Raw genomic sequence first — 18,037 nt, 5'->3', positions numbered from 1 at the left:
CCCCCGCACCGGGACCGCTCACCCCCCGTACAGCAGGTACTTCTTCCGCTTGGCCCTGAAAGCCGCGAGGTCCGGCCGCCAGGCCGCCACCACCTCGTCGGTGTCCGCGCCCGCGTCGATCATGGTGCGGACCCGGGTGTTGCCGGTCAGCTTGTCGATCCAGTTGTCGGACCGCCAGGCGAAGCCGCTCCAGGTCGCCTTGGCGGTCACCAGCAGCGCGATGCCGGTGCGCACCGGGTCGAAGACCTCCCGGTCGTCCACGTGGAGCTGCACCCCGCCGACCGTGACGCCGGAGAACTTGGAGAAGGTCGGCGCGAAGTACGCCTCGCGGAAGCGGACCCCGGGCAGCTCCAGCGCGTTGGCGGCGTCGGCCCAGCGGTGGTCGATCCCCTGGGCGCCGAGGAGTTCGAAGGGGCGGGTGGTGCCGCGTCCCTCGGAGAGGTTCGTCCCCTCGAAGAGACAGGTGCCGGAGTAGACGAGCGCGGTGTCCGCCGTCGGCATGTTGGGGCTCGGCGGCACCCACGGTAGGCCCGTCGCGTCGAAGAAGTCGGAGCGCCGCCACCCCGACATCGTCACCGTGTCCAGATCCGCCGGACGCGCGGCGAAGAACTCGGTGTTGAAGAAGAGCGCCAGCTCCGCGACGGTCATCCCGTGCGCCTGGGCGATCTCCCGCCGCCCGACGAAGGTCCCGAACGCCGGGTCCAGCACGGGACCGAGCGCGGCCCGCCCGGTGACCGGGTTCGGCCGGTCCAGTACGACGAACCGCTTGCCCGCGAGCGCCGCCGCCTCCATGCAGTCGTAGAGCGTCCAGATGTACGTGTAGAAGCGGGCGCCCGCGTCCTGGATGTCGAAGACGACCGTGTCGACGCCGGAGGCCGTGAACACGTCGGCGAGCGGAGCGCCGTTCTTCAGGTACGTGTCGTAGACCGGCAGTCCGGTCGCCGGGTCGTCGTACCGCCCCTCGGAGCCGCCCGCCTGGGCGGTGCCCCGGAAGCCGTGCTCGGGGCCGAAGACGGCGGTGAGGTTCACCCGGTCGTCGGCGTGCATGACGTCCACGATGTGGCGGACGTCGGAGGTGACGCCGGTGGGGTTGGTGACGATGCCCACGCGTTCGCCTGCCAGCAGCCGGTAGCCGTCGGCGGCCAGCCGGTCGAAGCCGGTACGGACCGGCCCGCGCCCGCCGCGCCCGGAACCGGCCCCGTGGCCGCCCGCGGCAGCCGCCGTACCCCCGCCCGCGGCGGTCACCGCCAGGGCTCCCAGCCCACCGCCCGCTGCCAGTACACCCCGTCTGGTCAGGCTCATCCAGCCACCTCCATGATCGCGCGGACTGTCATGGGCATGCACGCTAGCGCGCGGGGGGCCCGTACGGAACGATCTCGGGCGGGCGGATTCACAAGCCCGGCCCCCATCGGCTGGGCAGAACACCAGACCTTCCCCCGACCCCTTCCCCGATCACATACCGACTGGTTAGTCTGCTGGGGAAGTCGTGCAGAGAGGCAGGACCCGATGAGTACGGTGCAAGGCGCCGGCGTAGTGGTCACGGGAGCCGGAGGCGGCATCGGCGCCGCCCTGGCCCGGAGATTCGCCGCCGAGGGTGCGCGGGTGGTCGTCAACGACCTCGGCGCCGCACGGATCGAGCCGCTCGCCCAGGAGATCGGCGGCACGGCGATCGCCGGGGACGCCTCCGGGATCGTGGACGCCGCCAAGGACGCCCTCGACGGCACCGTCGACGTGTTCTGCGCCAATGCCGGACTCGCCTCGCCCGGTGACGTCTTCGCCGACGAGGAGGTGTGGGCCGCCGCCTGGGACGTCAACGTGATGGCCCACGTCCGCGCGGCCCGCGCCCTGCTGCCCGAGTGGCTGGAGCGCGGCAGCGGCCGGTTCGTCACCACCGCCTCCGCCGCGGGCCTGCTGACGATGATCGGCGCCGCGCCCTACAGCGTCAGCAAGCACGGGGCCGTCGCCTTCGCCGAATGGCTCGCACTCACCTACCGCCACCGGGGGATCAAGGTCCACGCGATCTGCCCGCAGGGCGTACGGACCGACATGCTCACCGCCGCCGGATCGGCCGGCGAACTCGTCCTCGCCCCCACCGCCATCGAGCCGGACGCCGTCGCCGACGCGCTCTTCGACGCGATCGCGAAGGACCGCTTCCTCGTCCTGCCCCACCCCGAAGTGGCCGGCTACTACCGGGCCAGGGCCGAGGATCCGGACCACTGGATCGGCGGCATGAACAAACTCCAGCGCACCTGGGAGAAGGGGACCCGCGCATGACCACCACCCCGGACACGACCACCCCGGACACGGCCCCGTCCCCGTACACCGCGAAGCCCTGGACCGGGCTGCTCTCCGCGACGCAGCTCACCCCCGTCGAGCCCGCCGAGACGCTGGTGCACGCCTTCCGGGACGCCGTCGCCCGCGCCCCCCAACACACCGCCCTCGCCTACTTCGACGGACGGCTCGACTACCGCGAGACCGACGCGCTCAGCGACTCCGTCGCCGGGCACCTCGCCGCCCGGGGCCTGCGGCGCGGCGACCGCGTCGCGATCATGCTCCAGAACACCCCGCACTTCGTCCTCGCCCTGCTCGGCGCGTGGAAGGCGGGCGCCACCGTCGTACCGCTCAACCCCATGTACAAGGCGGGCGAGGTCGCGCACGTCCTGGCGGACGCCGGAGTGAGCGCGCTCTTCTGCTCGGACCGGGCCTGGGAGTCGTACCTGCGCGACACCGCGGCCGCCGCGCCCGGCGTCACGATCGCCGTCACCGCCTGCGAACTCGACCTCCAGACCGAGAACGACCCGCGCGTCCTCGGCTTCGAGCGGCTGCCGGTCCCCGACGGCACCGACGACCTGGTGACCGTCGCCCGCAAGGGACTCGCCGCCCCCGCCGGCCGTGAGCCCACCGCCGCCGACACCGCGCTGATCAGCTACACCTCGGGCACCAGCGGGAAGCCCAAGGGGGCGATGAACTCCCACGGCAACGTCATGGTCAACGCCGAACGCCAGCGCAAGGACCACCCGATCCCCGAGGGCGCCTCCTACTTCGCCCTCGCCCCGCTCTTCCACATCACCGGCATGGTCTGCCAGCTCGCCGCCTGCCTCGCCAACGCCGGCACCCTCGTGCTCGCCTACCGGTTCGAGGCGAGCGTGGTCCTCGAAGCCTTCGCCACCCACCGCCCCGCCTACACCGTCGGCCCCTCCACCGCCTTCATGGCGCTCGCCGCCCACCCCGACGCCACCCCCGCCCACTTCGCATCCTTCGCGGTGATCTCCTCCGGCGGCGCACCGCTGCCGCCCGCACTGGTGGAGAAGTTCCGGGCGGGCTTCGGCCCGTACATCCGCAACGGCTACGGCCTCACCGAGTGCACCGCCCCCTGCGCCGCCGTACCCCCGCACCGGGAAGCCCCCGTCGACCCCGTCTCCGGCACCCTGTCGGTGGGCGTGCCCGGCCCGGACACCCTCGTCCGCATCCTCGACGAGACCGGCGCGGAGGTGCCGCTCGGCGAGCAGGGCGAGATCGCGGTACGCGGCCCCCAGGTCGTGTCGGGGTACTGGAACCTCCCCGAGGCCACCGCGGCCGCCTTCCCCGACGGCGAACTGCGCACCGGCGACATCGGCTTCATGGACCGCCAGGGCTGGCTCTACGTCGTGGACCGCAAGAAGGACATGATCAACGCCTCCGGGTTCAAGGTCTGGCCCCGCGAGGTGGAGGACGTCCTCTACACCCACCCCGCGGTACGCGAGGCCGCCGTCGTCGGCGTCCCCGACACCTACCGCGGCGAGACGGTCCGCGCCTACGTCAGCCTCCGGCCCGGCGCCGAGGTGGCCCCCGACGAGCTGGGCGCGTACTGCAAGGAACGCCTCGCCGCGTACAAGTACCCGCGCCAGGTCGAGATCCTGGCCGAGCTGCCGAAGACGGCGAGTGGGAAGATCCTCAGACGGGAACTGCGTTCCTCGCACTAGAACAGGTTCACGGTGAGACGAAGGGCAGGTGGCGGCGATGGCCAAGGCGACGGAAGGGAATGGGGTCCCCGTTCCCCAACGGCTGCTGGCCGCCGCCACCCGCCTCTTCGCGGAGCAGGGGTACGACCGCACCTCCGTCCAGGAGATCGTCGAGGCCGCCGGGGTCACCAAGGGCGCCCTTTACCACTACTTCGGCTCCAAGGAGGACCTCCTCCACGAGGTCTACGCCCGGGTGCTCCGCCTGCAGCAGGAGCGCCTCGACGCCTTCGCCAACGCCGACGCACCGGTGCAGAAGCGGCTGCGCGACGCCGCCGCCGACGTGGTCGTGACGACCATCGAGAACCTCGACGACGCCTCGATCTTCTTCCGCTCCATGCACCACCTGAGCCCGGAGAAGAACAAGCAGGTACGCGTCGAACGCCGCCGCTACCACGAGCGCTTCCGCGCCCTGATCGAGGAAGGGCAGCGGGCGGGCGTCTTCTCCCTCGCCAGCCCCGCCGACCTGGTGGTCGACTACCACTTCGGCTCGATCCACCACCTCTCGACCTGGTACCGCCCCGACGGGCCGCTCACCAAGCAGGAGGTCGCCGACCACCTCGCGGACCTGCTGCTGAGGGCGCTCCGCCCGTGAGCCCCCGCGACCGGGAGGCTCAGCCCTTGAGCCCCCCGGCGAACCCCTTGATGACGTACCGCTGGAGCAGCAGGAACACCACGAGGACCGGCAGCGCGGCCAGCACCAGTCCGGCGAAGACGAGCCCGTAGTCGGACACGTACTGGCCGACGAAGGAGAACACCCCCACCGGCACGGTCTCCTTGGCCGACCCGCCCAGGTAGAGCAGCGGGGTGAAGAAGTCGTTCCAGACGAAGACGGCGTTCAGGATGATCACCGTGCCGGTGATCGGCCGCAGCAGCGGGAACACGATCCGGGTGAACGCCTGCCGGTGGTCGCACCCGTCGATCAGCGCGGCCTGCGCGTAGTCGGCGGGCAGGGTCCGGATGAAGCCGGTGTACAGGAAGACGGTGAACGGCAGCTGGATGCCGGTGTAGAAGAGCACCATCCCCTGGTACGTACCGAGCCAGCCGAGACCGTCGACCAGCTTGTACAGCGGGATCATCCCCAGCTGGAACGGCAGCACGATGCCCAGCAGGAAGAGGATGTACAGCCCGTACCCGAGCCCCTGGGCCCGGCGGGCCAGGAAGTACGCGCCCGTCGAGCCGAGCACCACCAGCAGCAGCAGGCTGAGGGTGGTGATCACCGCGCTGTTGACGAGCGCCGGCCCCAGCGAGGCGGACGACCAGGCGTGGGTGAAGTTGTGCGCGGTCGGCGGGGCGGGCAGGCCCAGCGGGGAGTCGGCGATCTGCCGGGGCTCCTTGAGCGCCAGCGTGATCAGGGCGTACACCGGGAAGAGGAAGAGGACCGCGACGGCGATCATGACCAGCTCCAGGGCGTAACTCCCCCAGCGGGCGCGGCGGCGGACGGACTGCCCGGACCTCGCGGGTTTCGCCGGCTTCGCGGGGTCGGCGGGGTTCGCCGGCTTCGTGGGGGTCACGCGGTCACCTCCCGGGCGCGCAGGAAGCGGAGCTGGACCAGGGAGACCACCGCGACGAAGAGCGCGAGGACCAGGGCCACCGCGGTGCTGTAGCCGAACTTGCCGTACACGAACGCCTCCTTGAAGAGGGCCGTCGACAGGGTCTCGCTGGCGGTACCGGGGCCGCCGTTGGTGGCCGCGTACACCTGGTCGAAGAGCTTCAGGCCGCCGATGGTCGACAGCATGAGGTTGACGGTCAGCGCCGGGGCGAGCATCGGCCAGGTGACGTAGCGGAACCGCTGCCAGGTCCCGGCGCCGTCGATCTTGGCCGCCTCGTGGAGTTCGGGCGGCACCCCCTGGAGCCCGGCGAGGAAGATGACCATCGAGTACCCGGCGTACTGCCAGACGACCATCGCGGCCACCGACCAGAGCGCCAGCGACGGATCGCCCAGCCAGTCCTGCCGCAGGGCGCCGAGACCGACGGCCCCCAGCAGGCCGTTGAGCCCGGCGGTGGGCTCGGGGTTGTATACGTACTTCCAGAGGAACGCGACCATCACCGGGCTCACGACCGCCGGGGCGAAGAACACCACCCGCAGCAGCGACTTGCTCCGGATGCCGGTGTCGACCCCCAGCGCGAGCAGCAGACCCACGACGTTCTGCACGACGACCACGGCGATGGTCAGCAGCAGCGTGTTGACCACGGAGTCCAGGGTCCGCTGGTCGTCCAGGAGCGCCCGGAAGTTCGCCAGCCCGACGAACGAGGCGTCGCCGATGCCGGACCAGTCGGTGAACGCGTACGCCACGCCCGCGATGCTCGGGTAGAGCACCACGAGCGCGTACACCACCAGCGCGGGGACCACGAACCCCCAGGGCGGGACGGTGAGATCACGGCCGGGGCGCGTGCGCGGGGTCTGCGGTGGCTGGATCCGGACCGTGGGCGGGGTCTTCCTCGGCCGAGCCGTGGGGCCGGTCCTCCCGGGGCCGGTCTTCCCCGCTCGGGGCTCCTCGGGCTGGATCTCTTCGGGCTGGGGGAGCGAGCGGCTCATGAGGCCCTCCGGTAGGCGTCGTCCATCTGACCGAGTGCGCCCCGGACGTCCGTCTCGCCGGACAGCAGATCCTGTACGGCCGCGAAGTGCGCGGGCTGCACCTCGGCGTTGGGCCACCGCTGGTCCATGAACGGCACGGCGCGCCCGTCGTCCACGATCGGGAGGAAGGGCTCCAGGACCGGGTCGACGGTGGTGGACGCGTCCCGCCGGAACGGGATCGCGAAGACGGCGGACGCCCAGCGGTCGATGTTCTCCTGCTTCCCGAGGAACGCGATGAAGTCCGCGGCCCTGGGGTCCCGCCTCGCCCGTACGGAGACGCCGAGGCCGACCACGATCCCGGCCGGGATCCACAGCCGCGCCGGATCGTCGCCGCCCGGGAAGGGGAACATCGCCAGGTCCTCCGGGCTCTCGGTGGCCTCCCGGAACACCCCGAGCACCGCGGAGACCTGGACGGCCATCGCGGCCTTCCCGGTGGCGACCATCGCGGTCTGCTGCTCGAACGTGGTGCCGTTGGGGTTGTCGTTGAAGAAACCTTTGCGCTGGAGCTCCTGGTACCGGCCCAGGGCATCGGCCCAGCCCGAGTCGCGGAAGGACGTCCGGCCGGCGGCCATGTCGTCGTCGAACCGGGCGTTGTGCGCGTAGACGGCGTTGGGCACCAGCGCGTAACTGATCAGCTGCGTCACCCACGGCGTCTGCGCGCCGAGCGCGATCGGCACGACGCCCCGCGCCCTGAGCCTCGTACAGACCGCCAGCAGCTCCTGCCAGGTCGACGGCGGCTCCACACCGGCCCGGGAGAACACCCTCTTGTTGTAGATCGCGCCGATCAGGCAGCTGCCCGCCGAGTAGAGGTACGTGTGCCCCTCGTACCGGTAGGCCGTACCGAAGGCCGACGGGATGTTCGCCGCCCACGGCTGCGTGCTGAGATCGGTGAGCAGCCCGGCCCTGGCCAGCTCGACCATGGACATCGCGCTGCCGCTGCCCGGGTACACCGCGTGCACGTCCGGGGCGTTGCCCCCGGCGAGCTGCGTGCGGACCACGGTCTGCATCTGCTCGGTCGGCGCGAACGAGGTGGTGAAAGCCTCCCCGGGCCGGCTCCTGCGGTAGAGCTTCAGCAGCTCCTCCACCGGCTGCTGCTGGTCGGTGACCCCCACGATCCGCAGCCCGTCGCCGGAGCCGCCCGAGCACCCGGAGAGCACCGGCGGCAGCGCGCCGGCCGCCACGATCCCGCCACCCGCCCGCAGGAACCCCCGGCGACTGCGCGCGGTGGTGCCGCTCCTGAGGTCGGCGCCGCCGGTGCGACCCGCGCTGCGTTCCTGGCCCTGACCCGTGGTCATGCGTGCCCTTCTGCCGAGGCGGTACGAGCCGGACGGCCGGCCCGCCCTCCGGGCCCTCCTCCGCCGCGCGGGCCGGACCCGGGCCCCGGATCGCGTGCGTGCACGGACACGACGGCATGGCGTCCGACGCCGTGCACGGACACGACGGCATGGCGCCCCGCGCCTCCGGGGCATCCGGCCGAAAACTCTCGCCGTACCTTCGCAGCCGACCGCTCGCGCGCCGGGCAGCGACACGGAGCGGGCTTCCGCACGGGTGAGCCGGCGAGGGTGGCCGGGAGCGCGGGGACCGTCCGCCGCGACCGGTGGACGGACCACGTAACGCCCTGGCCTGCGGTGTCCGTTGACCGAACAGTCGTGTCCGGTTCCTGCTCTTGACCGTGTACGGCTAACCGGCTGAATATCGGTCACGCACCGGCGCGCCCCGAACTCCGCGCGCCGCACCGCACCCGCACACCGCACCCGCACACCGCACGCGCGCCCGCACGCCGCATCGCACCGCGCACCACCAGCTCCAGGTCCGGCCGGGGACTGCCCCGGCCGGGCACCCCCCGCGCCTTCCGTCACCCTTCACGGAAATCGGAGCATGTGATGAGACCGGTCCTGCGCAGAACCCTGCCCTCCGCCGCCGCCCTCGCGGTGGCCTCCCTGCTCGTGACGACGGGGGCCGCGCACTCCGCGGCCCCCGTTCCCGTACCCGCACGCACGGCGGTGGCGGCGGTCACCGCCCCCGACATCCCGCTCGCCAACGTCAAGGCCCACCTGACCCAGCTCCAGTCGATCGCCACCGCCAACGGCGGCAACCGCGCCCACGGCCGCACCGGCTACAAGGCTTCCGTCGACTACGTGAAGGCGAAGCTCGACGCCGCCGGGTACACCACCACCCTCCAGCAGTTCACGTCCAGCGGCGCCACCGGCTACAACCTCGTCGCGGACTGGCCGGGCGGCGACACCTCGAAGGTGCTGATGGCGGGGGCCCACCTGGACTCGGTGACCGCCGGCGCCGGGATCAACGACAACGGCTCCGGCTCGGCCGCCGTACTGGAGACCGCCCTCGCCGTCTCCCGGGCCGGCTACCAGCCGGACAAGCACCTCCGCTTCGCCTGGTGGGGCGCGGAGGAGCTGGGCATGGTCGGGTCGAAGTACTACGTCAACAACCTGGCGGCCACCGAGCGGGCCAAGCTCACCGGCTACCTCAACTTCGACATGATCGGCTCGCCCAACCCCGGGTACTTCGTCTACGACGACGACCCGACGATCGAGCAGACCTTCAAGAACTACTACGCGGGCATCTCCATAGCGACCGAGATCGAGACCGAAGGCGACGGCCGCTCCGACCACGCGCCCTTCAAGACGGCGGGCGTCCCGGTCGGCGGGCTCTTCTCCGGCGCCGACTACATCAAGACCGCCGCGCAGGCGCAGAAGTGGGGCGGCACCTCGGGGCTGGCCTTCGACCGCTGCTACCACGCCTCCTGCGACAGCTCCGCCAACATCGACGACACCGCGCTCGACCGCAACAGCGACGCCGTCGCCTACGCGGTCTGGAACCTCTCGGCCGCCACGGCCACCCCGCCGGCCGGAACGGTGTTCACCAACGCCACCGACGTGACCGTGCCGGACAACGGCGCCGCCGTCACCTCGGCCCTCACCGTCTCCGGGCGCACCGGCAACGCGCCCACCGGCCTCAAGGTGGACGTGGACATCCGGCACACCTGGCGCGGTGACCTCGTGGTCGACCTGGTCGCACCGGACGGCACCGCCTACCGGCTGAAGAGCGCGAGCAGCAGCGACTCGGCGGACAACGTCATCGCCACCTACACCGTCGACGCCTCCTCCGAAGTGGCCAACGGCGTCTGGAAGTTGAAGGTTCAGGACACGGCGTCCTCCGACACCGGGTACATCAACAGCTGGTCACTGACCTTCTGACGCACGCCGCGCCCGGACGGCCGGTGCGCGGGGCACGCGCGCCCCGCGCACCGGCCTTCCGGCTCTTCGCGGTGTCATCCGTCAGAGGTACTTCTTGATCTCCCGCCGCGCCAGCGAACGCTGGTGCACCTCGTCCGGTCCGTCCGCCAGGCGCAACGTCCTTGCCGACGCCCAGAGTTCGGCGAGCGGGAAGTCCTGGCTCACGCCCCCGGCGCCGTGCAGCTGCACCGCGTCGTCCAGGATGCCGAGCACCGCGCGGGGCGTGGCGATCTTGATGGACTGGATCTCGGTGTGCGCTCCCCGGTTGCCCACGGTGTCCATCAGCCAGGCCGTCTTCAGTACCAGCAGCCGCAGTTGCTCGACGGTCACCCGGGCGTCCGCGATCCAGTTCTGCACCACGCCCTGCTGGGCGAGCGGCTTGCCGAAGGCCGTACGGGAGACCGCGCGGCGGCACATCAGCTCGATCGCGCGCTCCGCCATGCCGATCAGCCGCATGCAGTGGTGGATGCGCCCCGGGCCCAGCCGCGCCTGGGCGATCCCGAAACCGCCGCCCTCCTCGCCGATCAGGTTGGCCACCGGCACCCGGACGTCGGTGAAGACGAGCTCGGCGTGCCCGCCGTGCCAGTGGTCCTCGTACCCGTACACCCGCATGGCGCGGCGCACTTCGAGGCCGGGGGTGTCGCGCGGGACCAGGATCATCGACTGCTGGCGGCGGATGTCCTCGCCGTCCGGGTCGGTCTTGCCCATCACGATGAAGATCGCGCAGTCCGGGTTCATCGCCCCGGAGATGTACCACTTGCGGCCGTTGATGACGTAGTCGTCGCCGTCGCGCGTGATCCGGGTCTCGATGTTGGTCGCGTCGGACGAGGCCACCTCGGGCTCCGTCATGGCGAACCCCGAACGGATCTCGCCCGCCAGCAGCGGCTCCAGCCACTGCTTCTTCTGGGCATCCGTGCCGAACTGGTGGAGCACCTCCATGTTCCCGGTGTCCGGTGCCGCGCAGTTCAGCGCGGTCGGCGCCAACTGCGGCGAACGGCCGCTGATTTCGGCGAGAGGCGCGTACTGGAGGTTGGTCAGTCCCGCACCGTGCTCGGCGTCCGGGAGAAAGAGGTTCCACAGACCCTGGCGACGCGCCTCGGCCTTGAGCTCCGCCACCACCGGCGGGGTCTCCCAGGGCGAGGCGAGCCCCGCCCGCTGCTCCTCGGCGGTCTTCTCCGCCGGGTGGACGTGCTCGTCCATGAAGGTGAGCAGCCTGGCGCGCAGCTCCTCGGTACGGGCGTCGAATGCGAAGTCCATGCGGGTGATCAGCCTTCCTGGAAGGTGGTGAGGCCGTGCTCGATGAAGAGGGGGACGAGTTCGCCGATGCGGTCGAAGCCCGCGCCGACCGTCTGGCCCAGGGTGTAGCGGTAGTGGATGCCCTCCAGGATCACGGCGAGCTTGAACCACGCGAACGCGGTGTACCAGGAGAGGGCGGAGGTGTCGCGGCCGGAGCCGGCGGCGTAGCGCTCGATCAGCTCGGCGGGGGAGGGGTGGCCCGGGGCGCCGCTCGTCGTGGAGACGGGCGACCGGGGAAGCCCCAGGTCGGAGCTGTACATCACCAGCAGCCCGAGGTCGGTGAGCGGGTCGCCGAGGGTGGACATCTCCCAGTCGAGCACGGCCTTGACGGAGTCGTCGGCGCCGATCAGCACGTTGTCCAGGCGGTAGTCGCCGTGCACCACGGTCGGGGCGGGCGAGTCGGGCAGCGCGCGGCCGAGGCCGGCGTGCAGTTCGTCGATGCCGGGCAGCTCGCGGTTGCGCGAGGCGTCCAGCTGCTTTCCCCAGCGCCGCAGCTGCCGGTCGAGGAAGCCCTCGGGGTGTCCGAAGTCGCCGAGCCCGACCGCCGCCGGGTCCACGGCGTGCAGGTCCACCAGGGTGTCCACCAGTCCCAGCACCACCTGCCGGGTCCGCTCGGGGCCGAGCGGGGCGAGCTGCTCGGCGGTGCGGAAGGGGGTGCCCTCCACGTACTCCATGACGTAGAACGGCGCCCCGATGACGGAGTCGTCCTCGCAGAGCAGCACCGCCTCGGGTACCGGCACCGCGGTCGGGTGCAGGGCGTCGATCACCCGGTGCTCGCGCTTCATGTCGTGCGCGGTGGCGAGGACATGGCCCAGCGGGGGTCTGCGGACCACCCAGGTGCGGACGGAGTCGGTGACGGTGTACGTCAGGTTCGACCGGCCGCCCTCGATGAGCCGGGCTTCGAGCGGTCCGCTCACCAGCCCCGGCCGCTCGCGGTCGAGATGGCCGCGCAGCAGGGCGGGGTCGAGTCCTGGCGGGGGGACTGAGCTCATGACGCGCACCTCCGGGGGTGGTGGACCGAACGTGCCCATGATGCCGACCAGTCGGTATGTCGTCCAGTGAGTGGCCCGAATCCGCAGGCGCGAAGTGCGGCCGGGCCCGGCGGGGACCCGGCGCCCGGCCCGGAGCGCCCTGTCGTTCCGTCCGGCGTCCGACCCGGCGCCCAACCTGACCCCGCCCCGGGCGACCACCCTGGCGTCCGCCCCCGCGCCCACCCTGGCGTCCGAACGCATCCCTGAATAGAGTTCACGTATGGATACAGCGTTGTTGATCGAGGACGTCCGGCTCACCCCGATTCTCATAGCCGACCCGCCGCTGCTCAACACTCAGGGTGTGCACCAGCCCTACACTCCGCGGCTCATCGTGGAAGTGGTCACACGAGGTGGCGTGACCGGGATCGGGGAGACCTACGGCGACTCCGTCTACCTGGATCTCGCCCGCCCGCTCGCCCAGGCTCTGCCGGGCCGGTCGGTCAGCGATCTGAACGGCCTCTTCGCCCTCGCGGAGGAGGTGTGCGGCGACTCCCGCGCGGACGGGGGCGAGGAGGAGGGCGTCGACGCGGGTGGCCTGCGGGGTGTCCGTACGGCCGACAAGCTCCGGCTCTCCGTCGTCTCCGGCTTCGAGGTCGCCTGCCTGGACGCGCTCGGCAAGGCGCTCGGCCTGCCCGTGCACGCCCTGCTCGGCGGCAAGGTCCGCGACGCCGTCGACTACAGCGCGTACCTCTTCTACCGCTGGGCGGCCCACCCCGACGGCGGTGAGGCGGACGACTGGGGTGCCGCCGTGGACCCGGCCGGGGTCGTCGCCCAGGCCGAACGCTTCGCCCGTGAGTACGGGTTCGGCTCGTTCAAGCTCAAGGGCGGCGTCTTCCCGCCCGAGGAGGAGATCGCCGCGGTCCGCGCGCTCGCCGAGGCGTTCCCCGGCCGTCCGCTGCGGCTCGACCCCAACGGCGCCTGGTCGGTGGAGACCTCGCTCCGCGTCGCCGGTGAACTGGGCGGTGTACTGGAGTACTTGGAGGACCCGGCGAGCGGAACGCCCGCGATGGCGGAGGTGTCGGCGGGCACGGACGTCCCGCTCGCCACCAACATGTGCGTCACCACGCTCGCCGAACTGCCCGAGGCCTTCGCGAAGGAGGCCGTGCAGGTCGTCCTCTCCGACCACCACTACTGGGGCGGGCTGCACCGCACCCGTGAACTGGCCGGCATCTGCCGTACGTTCGGGGTGGGCCTCTCCATGCACTCCAACACCCACCTCGGCATCAGCCTCGCCGCGATGACCCATGTCGCCGCCACGGTGCCCAATCTCGACTACGCCTGCGACAGCCACTACCCCTGGCAGACCGAGGACGTGATCACCACCCGCCACGTGTTCAAGGACGGGCGGCTGACCGTCTCCGACGCGCCCGGCCTCGGCGTCGAACTCGACCGGGACCGGCTGGCGGCCCTCCACCGGCGCTGGCTGGACGACGACGGCACCATGCGCGACCGCGACGACGCGGCGGCGATGCGCAAGGCCGACCCCGCGTGGGTGACCCCGGCGATCCCGCGCTGGTGACCCCGCCCGCCCGGGCACCCGGACGGGGCGCCCGGGGCGGTTCGGGCATGCGGGTCCGGGCCGGTGGCTCGGGGCCGGCGGTTCGGGCTGCGGCTCAGCGCCGTGGTTCAGGGCCGTGGTTCAGGCGGCCGGGGTCCGGTCGAGGGGGGTGCCCGGAGCCGCGGCAGGTGCGGCCGTCGTGACCGGTGCCACCACCGCGGGGACGGCCGGGACCTGCCTCGTGCGCCGCAGGGCGCCGACGCCGAACGGAATCGACAGCAGGGCCAGTACGCCGACCGCGCCGACGTATCCGGTCGCGGTCTCGCGCAGTCCCAGCGAGGGGATCGCGAGGCCGGCGGCGATGGCCGGGACGCTGTTGGCCAGGTAGCACATGACGTAGACCGCGGCGAACAGTTGGGCCCGCTGCTGGGGGGCGGCCGTCAGCGCCAGCATCCGGAAGCCGCCGAGGAAGGCGGTGCCGAAGCCGTATCCGGCGACCACGGTGGCGGCCAGTAGCAGCGGCATCGACGGCAGGAGGAGGGCCGGCAGGGTCAGCAGGGTTCCGGCGGCCAGAGCCACGGAGCCGGAGAGCATCATCGGCAGCGGGGCCGTGTTCCGGAGCACGAGGCAGGCGATCGCGGCGGTGCCGGGCAGGAGAGCCACCACGAGCCCGGCGACGACGTGGTTGCCGGTGTGCAGGATGTCCGCCGTCAGCGACGAGCCAAGCGAGAGGTACAGGCCGCCGATCGCCCAACTGGCGATGAACGGGGGCGCGACGATCAGGAACGCCTTGCGGTCCGCGTGCGGTACGGACGCCCGCGGCCGGAGCGAGGCGAGCGTGCCGGGGCGCAGCGGAGAGGTCTCGGGTACCAGCGGTACGGAGACCGCCAGCGCCAGGGAGGCGGCCGCCGGCAGGGCGAAGACGACCACGTGCGGGGAGGGCGCGTACTGGGTGAGTGCGCCACCGGCCAGCGCGCCCACCGCCATGCCGCCCGTGGTGCCGACGCCGTTCAGCAGCGCGCCGAGCCGGGAGCCCGGGTGCTGCAGGTCGATCAGCCCGGCGCTGATGGCACCGGCGGCGGCGCCGGTGGCCAGCCCCTGGAGCGCCCGGCCGACGATCAGCTGGCCCACCCCGTCGGCGGTCAGCATCACCACCATCGCCGCCGCTTCGCCGACGAGCGCGGCGATCAGCACCGGACGGCGGCCCAGATGGTCCGAGAGGGCGCCGGCCACCAGCAGGGCCGCCAGGACGGCCAGGGCGTAGACGGCGAAGACGACGGTCACCGCGGTGGCCGACAGGCCCCAGTCGCGGGCGTACTCGGAGTACAGCGGGGAGGGCGCGCTGCTGGCCGCCATCAGCGTGAACTGGGTCGTGGCCAGCAGCCAGAAACCCGCCGTCCGGGAGAGGCGGGGGCCCCGGCCGGCCGGTATCGGAGTGGGGTGGGGTGCGGGGGGAGGAGCGGGAGGCATCAGGGCTCCAGGAGGGTGGTTCCAATATTCTCGAACAGTCGGAGCGTAGCCCACCGGACCCTACGGTTCCAATTTTCTCGAACCGAGGTGGTTCCCGTAGGGTCGAACCATGAGTGGATCGACCCGGGACCTCGCGCATCCGGATGCCGCGGCGCTGGAGCTGACCGGCGTGCTCTTCGCCCTGAGCGACCCGGCGCGGCTGGAGATCGTGCGACGCCTCGCCGTCGCCGGTTCGCTGGAGGTCGCGGAGTGCCAGCCGGACTCGGGTCCCATTCCGAAGTCGACGCTCTCCCACCATCTGAAGACCCTGCGTGAGGCGGGCCTCGTCCGTAACGTCCCCCGGGGGCGTCAGCGCTCGCTCACTCTGCGCCGCGACGACCTGGACGCCCGCTTCCCGGGACTGCTGGCCGCCGTCCTGTAGGGCGGGGATGCGCGGTGTTCCGCATGGGGGGCGGCCGTACGTGTGGGTGCCTTCCGTGGGCGGAGGCGCCCCCGCCTCTTCTATCTCCAACCTGTGTTGTTCCTAGAATGGCCGGGTGGAGGACATCGACACGATCGCCATGCTGCAGGACCCGGTACGCCGCCGCCTGTACGAGTACGTGGTGGCCCAGGGCCGCGAGGTCGGCCGCAACGAGGCCGCCGAGGCGGCCGGGGTGGCGCGCACGCTGGCCGCGCACCACCTGGACAAGCTGACCGAGGCCGGACTGCTGGAGAGCGGCAGTCGCCGGCTGTCCGGCCGCTCCGGTCCGGGAGCCGGCCGGCCGGCCAAGGTGTACCAGCGGGTACGCGCCGAGTTCGCGGTCTCGCTCCCCGCCCGCGACTATCGCACCGCCGCCGAACTCCTCGCCGAGGCCGCCGAGGAGGCAGGGCTCGACGCCGCACTCGGAGCGGCCGCGCGCCGCCGGGGCGAGGCGCTGCGCGGTACGGCGGCACCCTGCGGCGACCTCGAAGAGGCCGCGCGGCTGCTGGCCGCGCGCGGCTACGAACCTCATCTGGAGGGTGAGGGTGCGGAAGTGGCGGCCCCCGTGGTCCGCATGCGCAACTGCCCCTTCCACGCGGTCGCCGAACGCTTCCCGCCCCTCGTCTGCGGCATGAATCTCGCACTGCTCGAAGGGCTGCTCGGTGCGGACGGTCCCGTCCGCGCCCGCGTGGACCCCAGGCCGGGTGAGTGCTGCGTGGTCGTCGAAAACTCTAAAACCGATGCTGATTGACATAGAAAAGTGGGCCGTGCTGGGATGAGGCCATGACCGCATCCCAGCGCGCCGTCCACCTGGCCCAGCTCAACGTCGCCACGCTCCTCCACCCCCTCGACGACCCGCGCATCGCACCGTTCGTCGAAGTGCTCGATCCGGTCAACGCCACCGCCGACGGCGCGCCCGGCTTCGTGTGGCGGCTCGTGGAGGACGGCGGGGCCGATGCCACGGCCCTGCGCCCGGCCGGTGAGAACGTCATCGTCAACATGTCGGTGTGGGAGTCCCAGGAAGCCCTCTGGGACTTCACCTACCGCAGTGGCCACCTGGAAGTGGTGCGGCAGCGCCGCGACTGGTTCCACCGGCACGTCGAAGCGCACCTGGTGCTCTGGTGGATCCCCGCCGGGCACGTTCCGACCGTCGAGGAGGCCCTGGCGAGGCTGGCTGAACTGCGGGCCGTCGGCCCCTCTCCCCGCGCGTTCACCTTCACCTCCTCGTACTCCGCGGCGGAGGCCGCCGAGGCGCACACGGGATGAGACCGGCCCCCCGCGCGGGTCGGGGGTGTCGTGCCGTTTCCCGCGTCGCGTCGCGTCGCCGGGGCGGGGCGGAGTGGGGCGGAGTGGGGCGGAGTGGTGCGCGGCGCGAGCGGGCGGTGCCGGTCGCGGTGTGTCAGACGTTGGCGTAACCGGGGATGTCGGCCTTGATGCGTTCGAGTTCGCGCGCGTCGGAGACGCCCTGGAAGTCGTGGCGAGGGGTGTACGGGGTTTCCAGTCGGCGGGCCTCGTCGTCGGTGAGGTCGAGGTCGAGGGAGGCGACGGCGTCGTCGATCTGCCCGATGGTGCGGGCGCCGACCAGGGGTGCGGCGACGACAGGGTTGCGGCGCAGCCAGGCGAGCGCGATCTGGGCTCGGCTGACGCCGTGGTCCTCGGCGATGGCGCCGACCTCGTCGATGATGAGGCGGTCGCTGTCGGCGGTGGCCCGGTAGAGCATGTCGGCGAAGGCGCCGTCGGTGGCGGCGCGTTCGCCCGCGTTGGCCTCGTCGAAGGGGCGGGCGAGGCGGCCGCGGGCCAGCGGGCTCCACACCATGGTGGCGACACCCTCGTCGGCGCAGAGGGGCAGCATCTCGCGTTCCTCCTCGCGGGCGAGGAGGTTGTAGTGGTCCTGCATGGTGACGAACCGGGCCCAGCCGTGGCGCTCCTGGAGGTGGAGAGCCTTGGCGAACTGCCAGGCGGGCATGGAGGATGCGCCGAGGTAGCGGGCCTTGCCGGCCTTCACCACGTCGTTCAGGGCCTCCAGGGTCTCTTCCAGCGGGGTGTCGTTGTCGAGTCGGTGGATCATGTAGACGTCCACGTGGTCGGTGTCCAGCCGGCGCAGGCTGTGGTCGATCCCGGACAGGATCGCCTTGCGGGACAGTCCGCCGCCGTTGGGCCTGCCGGGACGCATGGTGTGACGGACCTTGGTGGTGATGACCACGTCGTCGCGGTTCGCGTACTCCTTCAGGGCGCGGCCCAGAATCTCCTCGCTGGAGCCGTAGGAGTACATGTTCGCGGTGTCGAAGAAATTGATGCCCGCCTCGAGCGCGTGCTTGATCAGGGGGCGGCTGTCCTCCTCGTCCAGGGACCAGACGGGGTGGCCGCGGTCGGGCTCGCCGTAGGTCATGGCGCCGATGGCGACCGGGGAGACGTCGAGGCCGGTGCGGCCGAGCTTGGTGTAACGCAC

General features: G+C 72.0%; 16 protein-coding genes. 8 read left to right on the top strand and 8 right to left on the bottom strand.

Going from position 1 to position 18,037, the window contains the following annotated elements; genetic code table 11:
- Nucleotides 1–18: 18 nt before the first annotated feature.
- Nucleotides 19–1,302: an exo-beta-N-acetylmuramidase NamZ family protein gene (locus tag OG599_RS06055; RefSeq protein ID WP_327174910.1), complete on the bottom strand. Its 1,284-nt coding sequence runs from the start codon at nucleotides 1,300–1,302 to the stop codon at nucleotides 19–21.
- Nucleotides 1,303–1,506: 204 nt separating this feature from the next.
- On the opposite strand from OG599_RS06055, the gene OG599_RS06050 reads away from it, so the two are divergent.
- From OG599_RS06050 to OG599_RS06040, 3 genes are read left to right on the top strand one after another with little or no spacing between them, the layout of a single operon-like run.
- On the top strand, nucleotides 1,507–2,274 hold the full coding sequence (locus OG599_RS06050; RefSeq protein ID WP_327174909.1) for an SDR family oxidoreductase: 768 nt from the start codon (nucleotides 1,507–1,509) through the stop codon (nucleotides 2,272–2,274).
- Nucleotides 2,271–3,962, top strand: coding sequence for an AMP-binding protein (locus OG599_RS06045; RefSeq protein WP_327174908.1), 1,692 nt, complete (start codon nucleotides 2,271–2,273; stop codon nucleotides 3,960–3,962). Before OG599_RS06050 ends, OG599_RS06045 begins: the two co-directional genes overlap by 4 nt.
- 37 nt (nucleotides 3,963–3,999) lie before the next feature.
- Complete coding sequence (locus tag OG599_RS06040; RefSeq protein ID WP_327174907.1) at nucleotides 4,000–4,593, top strand: TetR/AcrR family transcriptional regulator; 594 nt, start codon at nucleotides 4,000–4,002, stop codon at nucleotides 4,591–4,593.
- A gap of 19 nt (nucleotides 4,594–4,612) precedes the next feature.
- Here the strand turns inward: OG599_RS06040 and OG599_RS06035 are convergent, their stop codons facing one another.
- The 3 genes from OG599_RS06035 to OG599_RS06025 are packed head-to-tail and all read right to left on the bottom strand — an operon-like array spanning nucleotide 4,613 to nucleotide 7,871.
- Nucleotides 4,613–5,512 carry a carbohydrate ABC transporter permease gene (locus tag OG599_RS06035; protein ID WP_327174906.1) on the bottom strand — a complete coding sequence of 300 codons (900 nt, stop codon included), beginning with the start codon at nucleotides 5,510–5,512 and terminating at the stop codon, nucleotides 4,613–4,615.
- Nucleotides 5,509–6,537, bottom strand: a complete 1,029-nt coding sequence (locus OG599_RS06030; protein WP_327174905.1) for a carbohydrate ABC transporter permease — start codon at nucleotides 6,535–6,537, stop codon at nucleotides 5,509–5,511. Before OG599_RS06030 ends, OG599_RS06035 begins: the two co-directional genes overlap by 4 nt.
- Nucleotides 6,534–7,871, bottom strand: a complete 1,338-nt coding sequence (locus OG599_RS06025; RefSeq protein ID WP_327174904.1) for an ABC transporter substrate-binding protein — start codon at nucleotides 7,869–7,871, stop codon at nucleotides 6,534–6,536. Before OG599_RS06025 ends, OG599_RS06030 begins: the two co-directional genes overlap by 4 nt.
- A 588-nt stretch (nucleotides 7,872–8,459) precedes the next feature.
- On the opposite strand from OG599_RS06025, the gene OG599_RS06020 reads away from it, so the two are divergent.
- A complete protein-coding gene (locus OG599_RS06020; protein WP_327174903.1) occupies nucleotides 8,460–9,794 on the top strand; it encodes a M28 family metallopeptidase in 1,335 nt (444 codons plus the stop codon).
- Nucleotides 9,795–9,875: 81 nt separating this feature from the next.
- On the opposite strand, the gene OG599_RS06015 is transcribed toward OG599_RS06020, so the two are convergent.
- Complete coding sequence (locus tag OG599_RS06015; RefSeq protein WP_327174902.1) at nucleotides 9,876–11,090, bottom strand: acyl-CoA dehydrogenase family protein; 1,215 nt, start codon at nucleotides 11,088–11,090, stop codon at nucleotides 9,876–9,878.
- Nucleotides 11,091–11,098: 8 nt separating this feature from the next.
- Nucleotides 11,099–12,121, bottom strand: coding sequence for a phosphotransferase family protein (locus OG599_RS06010; protein WP_327174901.1), 1,023 nt, complete (start codon nucleotides 12,119–12,121; stop codon nucleotides 11,099–11,101).
- Nucleotides 12,122–12,380: 259 nt separating this feature from the next.
- On the opposite strand from OG599_RS06010, the gene OG599_RS06005 reads away from it, so the two are divergent.
- A complete protein-coding gene (locus OG599_RS06005) occupies nucleotides 12,381–13,679 on the top strand; it encodes a glucarate dehydratase family protein (protein WP_327174900.1) in 1,299 nt (432 codons plus the stop codon).
- A 120-nt stretch (nucleotides 13,680–13,799) separates the two neighbouring features.
- Here OG599_RS06005 and OG599_RS06000 read toward each other — a convergent pair whose 3' ends face one another.
- Entirely contained in the window at nucleotides 13,800–15,128 is a 1,329-nt protein-coding gene (locus tag OG599_RS06000) for an MFS transporter (protein WP_327174899.1), read from the bottom strand.
- 109 nt (nucleotides 15,129–15,237) lie between these two features.
- Here OG599_RS06000 and OG599_RS05995 point away from each other — a divergent pair, with 109 nt between their 5' ends.
- From OG599_RS05995 to OG599_RS05985, 3 genes are all read left to right on the top strand, one after another.
- The gene (locus tag OG599_RS05995; RefSeq protein WP_327174898.1) at nucleotides 15,238–15,549 is read left to right on the top strand and encodes an ArsR/SmtB family transcription factor; all 312 of its coding nucleotides are present in this window, start codon (nucleotides 15,238–15,240) and stop codon (nucleotides 15,547–15,549) included.
- A 115-nt stretch (nucleotides 15,550–15,664) separates the two neighbouring features.
- Nucleotides 15,665–16,339, top strand: coding sequence for a helix-turn-helix transcriptional regulator (locus OG599_RS05990; protein WP_327174897.1), 675 nt, complete (start codon nucleotides 15,665–15,667; stop codon nucleotides 16,337–16,339).
- A gap of 32 nt (nucleotides 16,340–16,371) precedes the next feature.
- Nucleotides 16,372–16,854: a DUF3291 domain-containing protein gene (locus OG599_RS05985; protein WP_327174896.1), complete on the top strand. Its 483-nt coding sequence runs from the start codon at nucleotides 16,372–16,374 to the stop codon at nucleotides 16,852–16,854.
- A gap of 133 nt (nucleotides 16,855–16,987) precedes the next feature.
- On the opposite strand, the gene OG599_RS05980 is transcribed toward OG599_RS05985, so the two are convergent.
- The gene (locus tag OG599_RS05980; RefSeq protein WP_327174895.1) at nucleotides 16,988–18,037 is read right to left on the bottom strand and encodes an aldo/keto reductase; all 1,050 of its coding nucleotides are present in this window, start codon (nucleotides 18,035–18,037) and stop codon (nucleotides 16,988–16,990) included.

The organism is Streptomyces sp. NBC_01335, assembly GCF_035953295.1.
Classification (GTDB): Bacteria; Actinomycetota; Actinomycetes; order Streptomycetales; family Streptomycetaceae; genus Streptomyces.
This window is presented reverse-complemented; position numbering and strand designations above follow the sequence as displayed.

What these genes read in the sequence shown, in the direction of transcription:
- OG599_RS06055 (WP_327174910.1), bottom strand. Translation starts at nt 1,302, where the DNA reads ATGAGCCTGACCAGACGGGGTGTACTGGCAGCGGGCGGTGGGCTGGGA.
- OG599_RS06050 (WP_327174909.1), top strand. Translation starts at nt 1,507, where the DNA reads ATGAGTACGGTGCAAGGCGCCGGCGTAGTGGTCACGGGAGCCGGAGGC.
- OG599_RS06045 (WP_327174908.1), top strand. Translation starts at nt 2,271, where the DNA reads ATGACCACCACCCCGGACACGACCACCCCGGACACGGCCCCGTCCCCG.
- OG599_RS06040 (WP_327174907.1), top strand. Translation starts at nt 4,000, where the DNA reads ATGGCCAAGGCGACGGAAGGGAATGGGGTCCCCGTTCCCCAACGGCTG.
- OG599_RS06030 (WP_327174905.1), bottom strand. Translation starts at nt 6,537, where the DNA reads ATGAGCCGCTCGCTCCCCCAGCCCGAAGAGATCCAGCCCGAGGAGCCC.
- OG599_RS06025 (WP_327174904.1), bottom strand. Translation starts at nt 7,871, where the DNA reads ATGACCACGGGTCAGGGCCAGGAACGCAGCGCGGGTCGCACCGGCGGC.
- OG599_RS06020 (WP_327174903.1), top strand. Translation starts at nt 8,460, where the DNA reads ATGAGACCGGTCCTGCGCAGAACCCTGCCCTCCGCCGCCGCCCTCGCG.
- OG599_RS06015 (WP_327174902.1), bottom strand. Translation starts at nt 11,090, where the DNA reads ATGGACTTCGCATTCGACGCCCGTACCGAGGAGCTGCGCGCCAGGCTG.
- OG599_RS06010 (WP_327174901.1), bottom strand. Translation starts at nt 12,121, where the DNA reads ATGAGCTCAGTCCCCCCGCCAGGACTCGACCCCGCCCTGCTGCGCGGC.
- OG599_RS06005 (WP_327174900.1), top strand. Translation starts at nt 12,381, where the DNA reads ATGGATACAGCGTTGTTGATCGAGGACGTCCGGCTCACCCCGATTCTC.
- OG599_RS06000 (WP_327174899.1), bottom strand. Translation starts at nt 15,128, where the DNA reads ATGCCTCCCGCTCCTCCCCCCGCACCCCACCCCACTCCGATACCGGCC.
- OG599_RS05995 (WP_327174898.1), top strand. Translation starts at nt 15,238, where the DNA reads ATGAGTGGATCGACCCGGGACCTCGCGCATCCGGATGCCGCGGCGCTG.
- OG599_RS05985 (WP_327174896.1), top strand. Translation starts at nt 16,372, where the DNA reads ATGACCGCATCCCAGCGCGCCGTCCACCTGGCCCAGCTCAACGTCGCC.